This window comes from Thalassospira sp. HF15 (genome assembly GCF_011806525.1).
In the GTDB taxonomy this organism is placed as follows: domain Bacteria; phylum Pseudomonadota; class Alphaproteobacteria; order Rhodospirillales; family Thalassospiraceae; genus Thalassospira.
Window position 1 is genome coordinate 174,134 of the sequence record NZ_JAAVKI010000008.1, and the last position, 13,567, is coordinate 187,700.

Annotated in this window: 13 protein-coding genes; 3 read left to right on the forward strand and 10 right to left on the reverse strand. The window is 54.8% G+C overall.

Features of this window, described 5'->3' with window-relative positions; all coding sequences use genetic code 11:
• Window positions 1-123: 123 nt before the first annotated feature.
• Window positions 124-1,014, forward strand: coding sequence for a phosphoserine phosphatase SerB (gene serB / locus HED22_RS17670; RefSeq protein WP_167724719.1), 891 nt, complete (start codon window positions 124-126; stop codon window positions 1,012-1,014).
• A 77-nt stretch (window positions 1,015-1,091) separates the two neighbouring features.
• Here the strand turns inward: serB and HED22_RS17675 are convergent, their stop codons facing one another.
• From HED22_RS17675 to hflK, 4 genes are all read right to left on the reverse strand, one after another.
• Window positions 1,092-2,585 carry a DegQ family serine endoprotease gene (locus tag HED22_RS17675; RefSeq protein ID WP_167724721.1) on the reverse strand — a complete coding sequence of 498 codons (1,494 nt, stop codon included), beginning with the start codon at window positions 2,583-2,585 and terminating at the stop codon, window positions 1,092-1,094.
• Between the two features lie 213 nt (window positions 2,586-2,798).
• Entirely contained in the window at window positions 2,799-2,990 is a 192-nt protein-coding gene (locus HED22_RS17680) for a DUF2065 domain-containing protein (RefSeq protein ID WP_167724723.1), read from the reverse strand.
• Window positions 2,991-3,105: 115 nt separating this feature from the next.
• The gene (gene hflC / locus HED22_RS17685; protein WP_167724725.1) at window positions 3,106-3,978 is read right to left on the reverse strand and encodes a protease modulator HflC; all 873 of its coding nucleotides are present in this window, start codon (window positions 3,976-3,978) and stop codon (window positions 3,106-3,108) included.
• Entirely contained in the window at window positions 3,978-5,105 is a 1,128-nt protein-coding gene (hflK, locus tag HED22_RS17690; RefSeq protein ID WP_167724727.1) for an FtsH protease activity modulator HflK, read from the reverse strand. Before hflK ends, hflC begins: the two co-directional genes overlap by 1 nt.
• A 148-nt stretch (window positions 5,106-5,253) precedes the next feature.
• On the opposite strand from hflK, the gene HED22_RS17695 reads away from it, so the two are divergent.
• Entirely contained in the window at window positions 5,254-6,438 is a 1,185-nt protein-coding gene (locus tag HED22_RS17695) for an Mrp/NBP35 family ATP-binding protein (protein ID WP_167724729.1), read from the forward strand.
• 80 nt (window positions 6,439-6,518) lie between these two features.
• On the opposite strand, the gene HED22_RS17700 is transcribed toward HED22_RS17695, so the two are convergent.
• The gene (locus HED22_RS17700) at window positions 6,519-7,268 is read right to left on the reverse strand and encodes an SDR family NAD(P)-dependent oxidoreductase (protein ID WP_167724731.1); all 750 of its coding nucleotides are present in this window, start codon (window positions 7,266-7,268) and stop codon (window positions 6,519-6,521) included.
• 189 nt (window positions 7,269-7,457) lie between these two features.
• Here HED22_RS17700 and HED22_RS17705 point away from each other — a divergent pair, with 189 nt between their 5' ends.
• A complete protein-coding gene (locus HED22_RS17705) occupies window positions 7,458-8,375 on the forward strand; it encodes a LysR family transcriptional regulator (protein ID WP_167724733.1) in 918 nt (305 codons plus the stop codon).
• Window positions 8,376-8,404: 29 nt separating this feature from the next.
• Here the strand turns inward: HED22_RS17705 and HED22_RS17710 are convergent, their stop codons facing one another.
• The 5 genes from HED22_RS17710 to purC form a co-directional block, all read right to left on the reverse strand.
• Window positions 8,405-9,154, reverse strand: coding sequence for an ABC transporter substrate-binding protein (locus tag HED22_RS17710; RefSeq protein WP_167724735.1), 750 nt, complete (start codon window positions 9,152-9,154; stop codon window positions 8,405-8,407).
• 181 nt (window positions 9,155-9,335) lie between these two features.
• Window positions 9,336-11,546, reverse strand: coding sequence for a phosphoribosylformylglycinamidine synthase subunit PurL (purL, locus tag HED22_RS17715; protein ID WP_167724737.1), 2,211 nt, complete (start codon window positions 11,544-11,546; stop codon window positions 9,336-9,338).
• Window positions 11,543-12,232, reverse strand: coding sequence for a phosphoribosylformylglycinamidine synthase subunit PurQ (purQ, locus tag HED22_RS17720; RefSeq protein ID WP_167724739.1), 690 nt, complete (start codon window positions 12,230-12,232; stop codon window positions 11,543-11,545). The genes purL and purQ overlap by 4 nt, the downstream gene beginning before the upstream one ends.
• An 81-nt stretch (window positions 12,233-12,313) precedes the next feature.
• The gene (purS, locus tag HED22_RS17725) at window positions 12,314-12,553 is read right to left on the reverse strand and encodes a phosphoribosylformylglycinamidine synthase subunit PurS (protein WP_008891731.1); all 240 of its coding nucleotides are present in this window, start codon (window positions 12,551-12,553) and stop codon (window positions 12,314-12,316) included.
• Between the two features lie 124 nt (window positions 12,554-12,677).
• Window positions 12,678-13,442, reverse strand: coding sequence for a phosphoribosylaminoimidazolesuccinocarboxamide synthase (purC, locus tag HED22_RS17730; protein ID WP_167724741.1), 765 nt, complete (start codon window positions 13,440-13,442; stop codon window positions 12,678-12,680).
• Window positions 13,443-13,567 lie beyond the last annotated feature (125 nt).

Here is a 13,567-nt window from a genome sequence, read left to right on the forward strand (position 1 = left end):
TTTTGTTGGAAACGACCTGCATCGTGTCAGGCAATGTGAAAGTTCTCTTGCCACAGTCCGATGCAATTCGGATAAAGGCTCCAACGATGTTTTATGCCTTTTCCGCCAAGGAGCCTGTCGACCATGAAATTGGTTCTCACCCTGATTGCCGCCCCGAATTCAGATGCGCTGACCAAGACCGTCATTGATAACGCGGCGATCGCGCTGACCGGGGCAGGGGCACTGGTCGGGGATGTGACCTGGCTTGCCTATGGTGAGGCCTGCGATCTGACGTTTGACGGCATTCCGCTTGATGTTGCTGATACAGCGCTTGCCGAGGCAGAACTTCCGGTCGATGCCGTTACCCAGAAGGTCGAGACGCGCCGCAAGAAGCTGTTGATTGCCGATATGGACAGCACGATTGTGACAGGCGAAACCCTTGATGAACTGGCCGAATTCGCAGGGGTCAAGGACCGGGTGGCCGCGATCACCGCGCGTGCAATGAATGGCGAGCTTGATTTCGAAGAGGCCCTTGATGAACGCGTCTGGCTGCTTGATGGCATGTCGACAGAAATGCTGAAAGAAGCTTGGAAAACGGTTGAGTACACCGGCGGTGCACGGGAGCTTGTCAATACCATGAAGGCCAATGGCGGTTTTGCCGCGCTTGTGTCTGGCGGGTTTGATTTCTTTACCGGTGCGGTTCGGGCCGAGCTTGGCTTTGATTATGATCAGGCCAATGTCCTGATTGAAAAGGACGGCAAGCTGACCGGCAAGGTTCAGAAGCCTGTTCTTGATCGTCAGGCCAAGGTTGATGCGCTTGAAAGTCTGTCGGCCAAGCAGGGGGTCACGGTTGGTGATGCGATTGCAGTGGGTGATGGTGCGAACGATCTTCAGATGATCTCGCTTGCCGGGACCGGGGTGGCTTTCCATGCCAAGCCGTCGGTTCAGGAACAGGCGCGTATCTGCATCAATCACGGGGATCTGACAGCGTTGTTGTATTTGCAAGGTTATGCAAAGTCGGACTTCGTCTCGTAAGGTCCGAACAGGTTAAGTAAAAAGGGCGGCCTGATATTCAGGCCGCCCTTTTTTTGATGTTTATCCAAGCCTGTGGCTTATTCGTCGCCTGACAGGGTCAGGCCGAAGTAACGCGGGCCGGCCGATGTTTCGATCAACATCAGGATGGTGCGTTTGTCATCATCAATGGCATTGTCGACCGCATCAACAACGTCTTCGACGTTATCAACCGAGCTGTGCGATGCCTCGATGATGATGTCGCCCGGGCGAACACCTTTTTCAGCGGCATAGCTATCACCGGAAACTTCGGTGACAATTACGCCTTCGGTGCCTTCGGCAAGGTTGAAGCGCTGACGCAGGCTTTCATCGACATTGGCAATCTTGATGCCCAGTGCATCGATGCTGGCCTCGGCCACAGCCGGGGCTTCCTGCTCCTCGCTGCTGGTGGCACTTGCGGCTACGACGTCTTCCTCAAGTTCGCCAAGCTCAACCTGAACGGTCTGCTTTTCACCATCGCGCCAGATCTCGACATCGACATCCTTGCCAATGCGGGTTTCAGCAACAATGCGCGGCAGGCGACGCATGGATTCAACTTCCTTGCCATCAAAGGTCAGGATGACGTCACCCTGCTTGATACCAGCTGCCTGTGCCGGACCATCTTCTGACACACCGGCAACCATGGCACCCGTTGCATCATCAAGGCCAACCGAGTCTGCGATGTCCTCGGTGACGGTCTGGATGTGAACGCCAAGCCAGCCGCGGCGGGTACGACCATACTCTTTAAGCTGATCGACAACGCTTTGTGCGATGCCCGACGGAATGGCAAAGCCAATACCGACCGAGCCACCGGACGGTGAATAGATCGCACTGTTGATGCCGATGACATCACCATCAAGGTTAAACAGCGGGCCGCCAGAGTTACCACGGTTGATCGAGGCATCGGTCTGGATGAAGTCATCATACGGGCCCTGGTTGATGTCGCGGTTACGTGCAGAGACGATACCGGCGGTTACCGTACCGCCAAGGCCGAACGGGTTACCGATCGCCATCGCCCAGTCACCAATGCGCGCGCTGTCCGAATCACCCCATTTTACAAATGGCAGGTCTTCTTCCGGCTCGACCTTAAGCAGGGCGACGTCTGTTTTCGGGTCGCGTCCGATCAGTTCGGCTTCAAGCGTGTCACCATCATGCAGGCGAACGGTAATTTCGTCCGCACCGTCAATCACGTGGTTGTTGGTCACGATGTAGCCATCTGCGGAAATAATGAAGCCCGATCCAAGGGCTGTCGCGCGGCGGCGTTGCGGGGCATCGCCACCCTGGCCACCCTGACCGTTGCGTTCCATAAAGTCACGGAACAGATCCTCAAACGGGGAGCCGGGAGGAAACTGGAAGTCTGGTCCCTGACGTTCAGCGACCATCTGGCTGGTGGAAATGTTTACAACACTGGGCAGAAGTTTTTCTGCCAAGTCTGCGAAACTCTCAGGAGCGGGGCGGGCATTCGCGATTTGCGAAACACTGGTCACGCCAAGGAGAACAATCACCAGTGCTGCGGTGACTTTCGTCCGCACCGGGTTGTATAATGCATCTAGCATGTGTCTGATCCTGTTCGTTGCCGCGTTCACGGTATTTGTCATTCTCTTTGTGCAGCGCGCGGCGGGACTGTATTTCACCCGTCGCTTAAGTACTCAACTTAACCCCGACTTTGGCAGAATTTGGGCGGGACTGGGAAAAAACAAGGAATTGTCGGCACAATATCATGGCGCGAAGGCCTGTGTGCGGCAGTATCCCTGACGAGAATTGCAATCTTAAAGCCAGGTCCGGACTGCCCATATTCCGCCAATGGCGACGACAGCGGCGATCAATCCGCCAACGCGCAACTGCGATTCAGGAATTTCCTGAACAAGCTCCATCACCCTTTTCAGACCGCCGGGAAACAGCGTGTAAAGCATTCCTTCCAACGCGATGGCCAGAAGTATGGCTGTTGCAAGTTCCTTCATGGGTAAGGACGTTCCGGCGTTTCTTTGTGATCTCTCAGACCGTAGTCCGACAGAACGAAATTATAAAAACAAAAAGGGCGACCTGCACAATATGCAGGTCGCCCTTATGTTTTGTCTAGCGGCTTGTCGCCGGTCCAGACTTATTAAAGTACTGGAAAAACTCGCTATCTGGTGAAAGCACCATCGTCGAGCCGTTATCAAGCGCTATTTTGTAGGCTTCGAGCGAACGATAGAATTCAAAGAATTCTGCATCCTGGCCATAAGATTTGCCCAGAATAATGTTTCGCTGACCATCGCCTTCACCACGCAGCACTTCTGCCTGACGGTTGGCTTCGGCAATGATGCCAATACGTTCGCGATCCGCTTCTGCCTGGATCTTCGCCTTAAGCTCTTCACCTTCTGCGCGAAGCTGTGCAGCCTCGGCAATACGTGAAGAACGCATACGGTTATACACCGCTTGCGAAGTTTCCTGCGGCAGGTCGGTACGACCGATACGAACATCAATCAGCTCAACACCGAACTCTTCTGCCGGCTTGATCAGGGTCGCCTGGATCTTGTTCATGATCTCGGCGCGGTTGTCCGAAAGCAGCGTCACAAGCGGGGCCTGTGCCAGTTCACCACGGATGACCGAATTCAGACGCTGGCCAAACAGCTGCACGAAGTTTGCAGTGTTGGTTGCACGCTGACGGAAGATCAATGGATCAATGATTTTCCAACGCGCAAAGCTGTCAACATTGACACGCTTCTGGTCAGACAGAAGAACCTGCTGAACAGGCGGATCAAGCTCGAGAATACGACGCTCGTAATATTCAACGTTCTGGATCGGCAGTTTGAAATGCAGACCCGGTTCGGAAACCGCATGGACCGGATTACCGAACTGAAGAACAAGCGCCTGCTGGTCCTGACGCACGGTAAATACGCACATCGAGCCAACAACAGCAGCGATAACAAGGACGACGCCAGCGGCAATAAGTTTAGGACTTGCCATTAGTTGTTGCCTCCTGCATTCGCACGTTTCTGAACTTCCGGAAGCGGAAGATACGGGACAACGCCATTACCCTGACCATTCTGTTCCATGATCACCTTGTCGGACTTGCTCAGGATTTCCTGCATGGTTTCAAGATACAGGCGACGGGTCGTCACATCCTTGGCCGTCAGGAAGGAATTGTAGATGGAATTAAAGCGTTCTGCTTCACCCTCTGCTTCCTTGGTGACACGGTCCTTGTAAGCACGGGCCTGCAGGACCTGACGTTCTGCTTCACCCTTTGCACGCGGGATGATGTCGTTACGGTAGGCCAGTGCTTCGTTCTGGGAACGGTCACGGTCCTGACGCGCACGCTGCACGTCGTTGAACGCATCGATAACGTCACGCGGGGGATCCACCTTCTGCATTTTCACTTCTGCAATGAAAACGCCGGAATCATAACCATCCATGATTTCCTGAAGAAGGGTACGGGTCTGTTCCTCGACCCGGACACGACCAACGGTCAGTGCTTCTTCAAGATCGGTTTTGCCAATCGTTTCACGGATCGCACTTTCGGATGCCAGCTTGATGGTGTTTTCCGGATCGCGAACATTGAACAGATAGGCACCAGCGTCGCTGATACGCCACTGAACGACATAGTCGATGTCGATAATGTTCTGATCGCCGGTCAGCATCAGGCTTTCTTCAGGCACATCACGTGAACCGTTCGATGTGACAGTACCTGCGCCGCGATAGCCAACCTCGATCTGGTTGGTCCGCTCGACGTTCGGCTTGATGACCTCGCCAATTGGCGCCGGCAGGAAGTAGTTCAGACCCGGGCCCGTGGTGCCAACCCATTTGCCAAACAGAAGGGTTACACCCTGCTCACCCGGCTGGACACGGTAGAAACCGGTCAAAAGCCACAACCCGATCACAGCGATACCGATCAGGACAAAGCCCTTGTATCCGCCGCCACCGGGGAACAGCCGCTTGAGGCGTTCCTGGCCTTTACGAATCATTTCATCAAAGTCGGGGGGCGTACTTCCGCCGCCGCCGCCACCCGAAGGACGCTGTCCCCACGGGTTCTGGCCGCCACCGTTATTTCCGCCGCCGCCCCAGGGGCCACCGCCCCCTTGATTATTCCAAGGCATCGAGTTTCTTCCTCTTCTTGCCGTTCGGTGTTTATCTTTGCTTACCGAGCACTATGGCCTTATATGACAGCTTGCCTTGCAAAACAATGATACGCGCCTGCAAGTTCTGTGTGACCACGGACTTAAGCCAAAATTTGGAGACCGCAATATGACATCGCTCAACCGTGAACAGATTACTGCCGCACTTGATAGCGTAATCGACCCGGTCGACGGACAATCAATCACAGCCAAGGGTATGGTGCAAGGCATTGATATTCATGATGAAGTCGTCAATGTTATGATCGCAGTCGACCCTGAACGCGGTCCTGCACTCGAAGATTTACGACAAAGCGCAGAAAAGGCAGTAGCAGCTGTGAACGGGGTCACAACAGCCCGTGTGGCGCTTACCGCCGAACGCGCAAAGGCATCCGGTCCGCAAGCTGCACCACAGGCACAGCCAAGCCGCCCGTCACAGCCAGCACAGCCCGGTCAGCGTCCGCAGGGTGGCGGGCAGATGCCGCTTGAACTTCCGACCGTGCGCAGCATCGTAACCGTGGCATCCGGCAAGGGCGGGGTAGGCAAATCGACCACTTCGGTCAACCTGGCGCTTTCACTGGTGGCCAAGGGGCTCAAGGTCGGTTTGCTTGATGCTGATATCTATGGGCCGAGTCTGCCGCGCATGATGGGCCTTCGCGATGCCAAACCGACCCCGTCAAAAGAACATCAGGGCAAAATGATCCCGCCGTCTGCCTTTGGCATGCGGATCATGTCTATTGGCTTCATGATCGATGAAGAACAGCCCGTCATCTGGCGTGGACCGATGGCCATGGGCGCGCTTGAACAGCTTTTGCGTGACACCGACTGGGGTGACCTTGATGTGCTGGTGGTCGATATGCCGCCGGGCACTGGTGACATTCAACTTTCCATGGCGCAGCGCGTGCCGGTCACGGGGGCGGTGATCGTCTCTACCCCGCAGGACATTGCGCTTCTGGATGCGCGCAAGGGGCTTAACATGTTCCGCAAGGTCAATGTGCCGGTGTTCGGTCTGATCGAAAACATGTCCTATTACAAATGCCCGGAATGCGGCCACATCGATCATGTCTTTGATCATGGTGGGGCGCACAAGGCGGCTGATGAACTTGGTGTGCCGTTCCTCGGTGAAATCCCGCTCGACCTTAAAATCCGTCTGGGTGCTGATGAAGGCAAGCCGATTGTCGATACCGAGCCCGATGGCGATCATGCCAAGGCCTATGGTGCGATTGCAGAAAAGATTGCAGCGGCGGTCGAAGAGCAGGTTGGCCCGGTAGAAGCACCGAAGAAAAAGGGCCTGTTCCCCAAGATCAATTTCCGCTAAGCGCGGACTTTGGCAGAAGCAGATTTTTAAAAGAACAAAGGGCTCGACATTTTGCCGAGCCCTTTGTTCTTGATATATGATTAGATTTGGGCCTGACCGCCATCAACGAACAGCTCTGTGCCGTTGATGAAACTTGCGGCGTCAGATGCGAGGAAAGAAACAACCTCGCCGACTTCCTTTGGTTCACCAAGACGCCCAAGCGGGACCTGTGACGCAAGATAGTCAAACAGACCTTGCTGCGCATCCTCAGGCACCAGACCACCCAGCCCGGGGGTGCGAATTGGGCCGGGACTGATGGCATTAACCCGAATTCCGCGATCCTTGAGATCCAGCGCCCATGACCGGGCGAAATTGCGAACAGCGGCCTTGCTGGCGCTATAGACGCTGAAGTTTGGCGTACCTTTGATCGAAGTGGTTGAAGACGTCAGGATAATTGATGCACCCTCGGTCAAAAGGGGCAGGGCCTTTTGCACCGTGAACAAAAGACCACGGACGTTGGTTCCAAAAATGCGGTCGACGTGTTCTGCGGTGATGGCACCAAGCGGGAGCATGTCGCCACCACCGGCATTCGCAAACAGGATATCAAGTTTACCTGCCGCCTTGGAAATCTGTGCATATAACTGATCAAGATCCGAGTTCACGGAAACATCAGCACGAATGCCGGTTGCGGCGGGGCCGATTGCAAGAACTGCTTCATCCAGTTCCTTCTGGCGGCGGCCAGTAATAAAGACGCGCGCACCTTTGGAGGCGAGGTCTTTCGCCGCCGCAAGACCGATGCCGGTGCTGCCACCTGTTACGAGGGCAATTTTGCCATTCAGTTGAACAGTCATCATCTTCTCCATGTCATTGTTCGGGAAGAAGCAGAGGCACTGGGTGAGGGAAAGTGGGGCCTCTCTTCTGTCCTTTGTTGTGTGAATGGGTGGATGATAGGCAGGGATTTTTTATTGATAAATACGTCAAAATGAAAATGACTATTCACTTGTGTGTATAATAACATGGACACGACAGCGGAGGTGTGTGTGGATCAGTTACTGGCAATGCGGGCTTTTTCGCGTGTGGTTGAAGCCGGGAATTTTACGCGAGCGGCGGAAACGATTAACATTCCCAACGCCACAATGAGCAAACTTGTCCAAGAACTTGAAGCCCATTTGGGTATCAAGTTGCTGCAAAGAACAACGCGTCGGGTGACTGTGACGCCGGAGGGGCAGGAATACTACGATAAGGCTGTGCGGATATTGCGCGATCTCGAGGCCATTGATTCGTCTTTCGATGTCTCGCGCCGCAATCCCGGCGGTAAACTGCGCATTGATATTGGTGGATCCGCCGCACGGGATGTGCTGATCCCGCTATTGCCAGAGTTCCTTGAAAGCTACCCTGATATTCAGTTCGAACTGGGGGTATCTGACCGCGCTGTTGATATGATCAGTGATAATGTCGATTGCGTTATCCGCGGCGGTCCATTGGATAGTTCATCCTTGATTGCCCGACATATCGGAAATGCCAAACTGATTACCTGTGCATCACCTAGATATTTGAAAAAATATGGCGTCCCGGCCTATCCTGATGAGCTGAAAAACGGCCACAAGCTGACTGCGTATCTGTCGCCGCAAGATGGCAGACCTTTTCCGTTTCGGTTCGCGCTCAATGATAAGAAAATCGAAATCAAGGTCGAACAACGGATTGGAGTTAACGAGAGCAATGCCCATCTGGCAGCCGCGATCGCCGGGCTTGGCATTGTTCAGACGTTCTCATATGCTGCCTGCGAAGCATTGAGAGACGGAAAACTTGTTGAAATACTCAGTGAATGGCGGCCCAGTCCGTATCCGTTTCATGTTGTCTATCCACAGAACCGCTATGTGTCCCCAAGACTGCGGGTCTTTATTGATTGGTTGGCGAAATCCTACCCCAGGGCGGTCGCCAACGGGATAACGGCATGATCATTCTTACAAAGCAAAACACCGCTTGATCAGTGGAAACCCGAACCGATTGCCTGATTTACCGCGTTTGCAATCACGGCTTCCATTGTGCCATTAGCGATCAGCTCCGCAATTGCACGGTTAATCCGTGCAAGCTGTGAAATGTCTTGGGATTTTCTATTGAAGGCGATGAAGGTCTGATTCTCGTAAATTGCGTTTTGGCCCCGAACAACCTTATCCTCTAGTTCGAGCTTCCTGATCCAGATATCTCCTGCTTCGCGCACAGCAATCACAGCATCAATCCGCTTGCTGACCAGCATCGCAAAATTCTGGTCATCGCCGGCGGCTTCGGAAGTATCAAACATGCCAGATGCACGAGCACTGTCGAATGCGTTGCCATAGCTCCACCCACGAATGACGCCGACATTCATGCCCGACAGGTCTTCAATTCTGGTTTCGGGGGAGAATTTGCCTGCGGGGCGATAGATCATCAAACTTTCACGATGGACAGGGTCGCTGAAAGCATACTTCTTCTGACGTTCGAGGTTTTTGTATATTCCCGCGACAGCACCATCACCATTTTCCAGATGAAGAAGTGCGCGGCGCCAGGGAACGGGAACGATTTCGACCGTTATGCCCGCATGGGCAGAGATCGCACGGACGATTTCAGGATAGATTCCAGCAGCACGATCATGATCGCGATACATGAAGGGCGGGTTGGCTTCATCTACATAGATCGTCAGGGCTTGCGCAGGATTGACCGGCAAAAGTGCCAGTGCGCCCAGAAGGACGGACCACATAAAAGTCCAAAGGTTTTTCCGGCGTTGTCCTTGCATCTTATCCTCATTGACACTCCTGCATTATCTCATATGGGATCATTGTTCTGATCCGACAACGGAACTGCACAAGGTTCAAAATCAAAGCACAAAACCCCGCCAGATTTCTCTGACGGGGTTTTGATCTTGAAATCAGTGACGCTTGTTAAACAGCTTCAGCCATGAAAGACGGCATCCAGCCTTCGTTCAGTTCACGAAGTTCCGAAAGCGATACTTGGTCGCCGCCATCAATGCTGATCGCATCACCACCGGCCTGGCCGACGATGACGGCCGCAACATTTGCGCTGCTTGCGGCGTTGAGAACCTTGTCCGGATCGCGGGTAGCGATCACGTAACGGCCCTGATCTTCGCCAAACAGCCATGCGGCTTCGCTGCCAGCTTCTGGCAGGCTAACGTCGGCACCGATATTGCCTGCAAGGCACATCTCGGCAACCGTCACCAGAAGACCGCCATCAGCGATGTCGTGGCAGGTCCGGACCAGACCGAGTTCAATCAGTTCATGGATCAGGGTGCCCGCACGTTTTTCAGCCCCCAGATCAACCGGCGGCGCTGCGCCTTCTTCGCGACCTTCGATGGTCTTGAGATACAGCGACTGGCCTAGTTCACCGGTCGCCGCACCGATCATGATCAGCGCACTGTCATCGCGTTTGATACCGATGGTTGCGTGGTGCCCCAGATCGGAAATCAGGCCAACGCCACCAATGGCCGGGGTCGGCATGATGCCAACGCCGTTGGTTTCGTTGTAAAGCGATACGTTACCCGACACGACCGGGAAATCCAGTGCGATGCAGGCTTCGCCAATGCCCTGACAGGCGCCAACGAACTGACCCATGATGCGCGGGCGTTCCGGGTTGCCAAAGTTCATGTTGTCGGTGATCGCAAGGGGTTTGGCGCCGGTTGCAACCAGGTTGCGATAGGCTTCGGCAACCGCCTGTTTGCCGCCTTCGACCGGATCGGCCATGACATAGCGCGGGGTGCAGTCGGTGGTTGCGGCAAGGCCCTTGTTCGTGCCTTCGACGCGGACCACACCGGCATCACCGCCCGGACGAACAACCGTGTTGCCACGTACCAGATGGTCATACTGTTCCCAGATCCAGCGACGCGATGCGAGGTCCGCTGATGCGATCAGGGTTTTCAGCGCGTCGACGTGGCTCATCTTGCCCGAAAGGCTTTCGGCATCGATGCGATCCTGTTTCGGGGTCGGTTCCCACGGACGATCATATTCCGGCGATGCTTCGGCCAGCGGATCAATCGGCAGATCACCGGCAACTTCGCCATGCCATTTAAGGACCATGCGCTTGGTGTCGGTCAGTGTACCGATGACGGCGAAGTCGAGTTCCCATTTGTCAAAGATCGCCTTGGCGGCATCTTCGCAACCGGGTTTCAGAACCATCAGCATGCGTTCCTGCGACTCTGAAAGCATCAGCTCATAGGGCGTCATGCCTTCTTCGCGCATCGGGACTTTATCCAGCCATAGCTCTACACCAACGCCGCCCTTGGACGCCATTTCAAACGAGGACGAGGTCAGGCCAGCAGCGCCCATATCCTGAATGGCGACGATCATGTCAGTTGCCATCAGCTCAAGACAGGCTTCGAGCAGAAGCTTCTCGGTGAACGGGTCACCGACCTGAACGGTAGGACGCTTTTCTTCACTGTCATCGTCAAACTCGGCCGATGCCATGGTGGCACCATGGATGCCGTCGCGGCCGGTTTTCGACCCAACATAGACAACCGGGTTCCCGATGCCAGCTGCGGCTGAGTAGAAGATGTTATCGGTATCGGCCAGACCCACGGTCATCGCATTGACCAGGATGTTGCCGTTATAGGACGCATGGAAGTTGGTTTCGCCGCCGATGGTCGGAACGCCCATGCAGTTGCCATACCCACCGATGCCTTCGACAACACCGCTGAGAAGATGGCGTGTTTTGGGATGATCCGGCTCGCCGAAACGAAGCGCGTTCAGGTTGGCGACCGGACGTGCACCCATGGTGAAGACGTCACGCATGATGCCGCCAACACCGGTTGCGGCCCCCTGATAGGGTTCGATAAAGGACGGGTGGTTGTGGCTTTCCATCTTGAAGACAGCGGCCTGACCATCGCCAATATCAATGACACCGGCGTTTTCGCCCGGACCCTGAATGACCCAGTCGGCCTTGGTCGGCAGGGTTTTGAGCCATTTTTTCGATGATTTGTAGGAGCAGTGCTCTGACCACATGACCGAAAAAATGCCAAGCTCGTTGATGTTGGGTTCGCGGCCCATGATTTCGAGAACGAGTTTGTATTCTTCCTCGTTCAGGCCGTGTTCCTTGACCAGTTCCGGCGTGATCGGGGTGCTGTTGAAATCGTTGGTGCTCACGATGCTGCCTCCACCATGCTTTTGAACAGATTACGGCCATCGGTGCCACCGTGCATCGGGTCGATTGCGTTCTCGGGGTGGGGCATCATGCCAAGGACGTTGCCCGCCTCGTTGATGATGCCGGCAATGTTGCGCTGTGACCCATTCAGGTTGGTCGCGGGATCAATTTTGCCATCCACATCGCAATAGCGCAGGACAACGCGACCTTCGCCTTCAAGGCGGTCAAGCGTGTCGCTATCAGCAAAATAGTTGCCGTCGTGGTGTGCAACCGGATATTCGACAACGTCGCCTGCGCCATAAAGATTGGTAAAGCGGGTATCCGCGTTTTCCACCTTCAGGTGGGTGTTCTTGCAGATGAATTTCAGGCTGGCATTGCGCATCAGAGCGCCGGGCAAAAGGCCTGCCTCGGTCAGGATCTGGAAACCGTTACACACGCCAATGGTGGTCACACCCTGTTTGGCACGTTCGGAAACCGCACGCATGATCGGTGATTTGGCGGCCATGGCGCCACAACGAAGATAGTCGCCATAGGAAAAGCCACCCGGGACCATGATGATATCGGTCTTGGGGAGTTCGGTGTCGCCATGCCAGACCAGGGTCGGCTCGATGCCTGTGGCCTGCTTGAGGGCTGCGATGGCGTCATTCTCCCGGTTGATGCCGGGAAACAGGATGACAGCGGATTTCATGAAATACCGTCTCTTGATTAGTGTCCGTTACTTAATCCCGATAGACAAAGGCCGTGCCTTGGCAAAGCCCCGTCCAGGTGATCAGGCCAGCTCGATGCTGTAATCTTCGATCACGGTATTGGCGAGAAGCTTCTCGCACATTTCCTTGACCTCGGCTTCGGCCTTGGCGGCATCGGTGCCATCGAGTTCGAGTTCGATGAACTTGCCCTGACGGACGTCATTGACACCATCAAAGCCCAGGCCCTGAAGGGCGTGGTGAACGGCCTTTCCCTGCGGGTCAAGAACACCGTTCTTCAGGGTGACATGAACACGTGCTTTCACGAGAAGCTCCTTTAAGTTCGCATGCGCGGGTCTCGCGCGGGGTTCTGTTTGCAAACAAGATGCTGTTCGACGGAATGGGTATCGACCAGACATAAGAAAAGGCCGCGCGAACGCGGCCTTGGGGTTATTTGGTTTCGTCTTTTTTAAGCTGCTCTATTTCGGCGGACTCAGGGAGGACACCGAGACGGCGTGCGACTTCCTGATAGGCCTCTTCGACACCGCCGAGATCGCGACGGAAGCGATCCTTGTCCATCTTTTCGTTGGTGATCGCATCCCAAAGACGGCAGTTGTCCGGGCTGAATTCATCGGCCAGAACCAGCTGCGGGAAGTCACCTTCCCAGACGCGGCCGAATTCAAGCTTGAAGTCCACCAGCTTCAGGCCAATGCCACGCATCAGACCGCAGAGGTAGTCGTTGACGCGAAGGGTCATGCCAACAATTTCCTCAAGCTCTTCAGCACCAGCCCAGCCCAGAGCGAGGATATGTTCATCAGACACCAGCGGATCGCCAAGATCGTCGTCTTTATAATAGAACTCGACAATCGGACGCGGCAGGCGTTCGCCTTCTTCAAGACCAAGACGCTTGGCCATTGAACCGGCAACGATGTTACGGACCACGACTTCAATCGGGACAATTTCGCATTTCTTGCAAAGCTGTTCGCGCATGTTCAGGCGGTGAATGAAGTGGGTCGGGATGCCGATTTCTGCCAGACGGGTCATGACGAATTCGGTGATCATGTTATTCAGGACACCCTTGCCGGCAATGGTGCCGCGCTTCTGGGCGTTGAACGCTGTGGCGTCGTCCTTGAAATACTGAATGATCGTTCCGGGCTCCGTACCTTCGTAAAGAACCTTTGCTTTACCCTCGTAGATGGGCTGCTTTCTGGACATTGGCGGGATCTTTCACATCTAGGCCCACCGTCCGACGCAGCGGGCACCCTGAAATTCGCGCCCTCCGTATAGCAGTGCTTGGCGAGAAACTCAATTGTCGCTTAAGCTCTATTTATGCAAACTTG

Excerpts from the sequence above, each read along its gene's own strand:
- serB (WP_167724719.1), top strand. The coding sequence starts at position 124 with ATGAAATTGGTTCTCACCCTGATTGCCGCCCCGAATTCAGATGCGCTG.
- HED22_RS17695 (WP_167724729.1), top strand. The coding sequence starts at position 5,254 with ATGACATCGCTCAACCGTGAACAGATTACTGCCGCACTTGATAGCGTA.
- HED22_RS17675 (WP_167724721.1), bottom strand. The coding sequence starts at position 2,585 with ATGCTAGATGCATTATACAACCCGGTGCGGACGAAAGTCACCGCAGCA.
- purC (WP_167724741.1), bottom strand. The coding sequence starts at position 13,442 with ATGTCCAGAAAGCAGCCCATCTACGAGGGTAAAGCAAAGGTTCTTTAC.
- hflK (WP_167724727.1), bottom strand. The coding sequence starts at position 5,105 with ATGCCTTGGAATAATCAAGGGGGCGGTGGCCCCTGGGGCGGCGGCGGA.
- purQ (WP_167724739.1), bottom strand. The coding sequence starts at position 12,232 with ATGAAATCCGCTGTCATCCTGTTTCCCGGCATCAACCGGGAGAATGAC.
- HED22_RS17680 (WP_167724723.1), bottom strand. The coding sequence starts at position 2,990 with ATGAAGGAACTTGCAACAGCCATACTTCTGGCCATCGCGTTGGAAGGA.
- hflC (WP_167724725.1), bottom strand. The coding sequence starts at position 3,978 with ATGGCAAGTCCTAAACTTATTGCCGCTGGCGTCGTCCTTGTTATCGCT.
- HED22_RS17700 (WP_167724731.1), bottom strand. The coding sequence starts at position 7,268 with ATGACTGTTCAACTGAATGGCAAAATTGCCCTCGTAACAGGTGGCAGC.
- HED22_RS17710 (WP_167724735.1), bottom strand. The coding sequence starts at position 9,154 with ATGTGGTCCGTCCTTCTGGGCGCACTGGCACTTTTGCCGGTCAATCCT.